Genomic DNA, 1,402 nt, shown 5'->3' on the forward strand with positions numbered 1-1,402 from the left:
GGTGACCACCCCGCGATCAGTCCACGCGGCGGCCCCGACCGGGTATCTCGAGTAGGGCGCATAGGCGTTGCTCATGACGTCGAATGCCTTGCTACGCAACAGATCCCAGTCAACACGATTCGCGTCCATCAGTCCTCATCTTCCCAGTCGTCGGCGTCCAGCTCGACCGGCTCGTCGGTCGCCGGATTCTCGCTTGTCCCGTTTTTGTCCCGTCTCAGCCCGGAGTCGATCAGTTCGCGCGTCCCGTCTTCGGCGCCGGGCCACAGCCGCGCATACCGCTCCAAGGTGTAGACCGAGGACGTGTGGCCCATCCGCTCCATCACGAGCCGCGGGGATGCGCCGCCATCGATGAGTACAGATGCGTAGTAGTGGCGGAGGATGTAGTACCTCATCCCGGACATGCCAGCCTTATCGCGGATTCTGCGCCAGTTGGCTGCCCAGGTGTTGCGGTGCCAGTGCTTGCCGTTCTTCCACATGAACAGCACGCCCTCGTCCCGTTCTTCGGGAAACTTCTCCAGGTGGCGGTCGATCGCGGCGGCGACCTCGTCGCCGATCGGTACGCGGCGGCGCGACATTCGCGATTTCGGCGCACCGAATTTGACTTTGGTGTTTTTCAGTTTCCGCTGTTGCACGACATGAATTTCGCCGTCCCGGATGTCGCGCTGGCGCAACCCCAGCAACTCCCCCGGTCGCAGGCCGGTGCCTGCGGACACGATGATCTGTTCGGCCATCAGAGGGGACACCGATTTCGCGACCTCGTAGAGCTCCCACACCTGGTCACGGGTGGGTAGTTCTTCGGGGTCGATGGGGTCGACGTCGATATCGGCGTCGCGCATCTTGACCCGGCGCATCGGGTTGCGGGTCATCAGGCCTTCGTCGTTGGCGGCGTTGAGGATCATCGCCAGCACGGTGCGGCGGCCGTTGGCGGTGCTCGCTGCCAGCGGTTTCAAGTTGTCATCCCATGACCTGGCGGCGGTGAGGTCGCTCATCCACTCCACGATGGCCTTGCGGTCGAGTTCGGACAGCAGCCGGTCACCGATCTGGGCGGGTTTGATGTCGAGGCGGATGGCGGTGTCGTATGCGTCGAGGGTGTCTTTGTCGACGCCTGTTACTCCGGCGAGCCATTCTTCGGCCCATTCCCCCAATGTCCACGCCCTATCGTTTTTGCTGACGAAAGTGTTACTACGAATTTCTTCCCGGCGCTGCGCCAGCCAATGCGCCGCGGTGCCGGGTTCGTTCGGCCGCCCGTGTTTTATGAACGATTTCGATTCTTCGGGCAGCCCGGGTGGGGTGATGCGCGCGATGAATCGAGTGGTGGTTTTTCCGGTACGCGGAGATACACGCACCTTCTTTTGGATCCATCCGTCGCCGTTGCTCATCGTGCAGCCTCCCGTAGTTCACA

Annotated in this window: 1 protein-coding gene and 1 pseudogene; both read right to left on the reverse strand. The window is 62.5% G+C overall.

The genetic code is table 11. From position 1 onward, the window contains the following. A pseudogene (locus tag ON23_RS39465) lies at positions 1 to 129 on the reverse strand (cytidine deaminase); the annotation flags it as partial. Continuing rightward, positions 129 to 1,379, reverse strand: coding sequence for a tyrosine-type recombinase/integrase (locus ON23_RS28020; protein ID WP_039781905.1), 1,251 nt, complete (start codon positions 1,377 to 1,379; stop codon positions 129 to 131). The gene ON23_RS28020 and the pseudogene ON23_RS39465, both read right to left, overlap by 1 nt. Between the last annotated feature and the right edge of the window lie 23 nt (positions 1,380 to 1,402).

Origin of the sequence: Nocardia cerradoensis NBRC 101014 (genome assembly GCF_000308535.1) — a bacterium.
Classification (GTDB): domain Bacteria; phylum Actinomycetota; class Actinomycetes; order Mycobacteriales; family Mycobacteriaceae; genus Nocardia; species Nocardia cerradoensis.

Excerpts from the sequence above, each read along its gene's own strand:
- ON23_RS28020 (WP_039781905.1), bottom strand. The coding sequence starts at position 1,379 with ATGAGCAACGGCGACGGATGGATCCAAAAGAAGGTGCGTGTATCTCCG.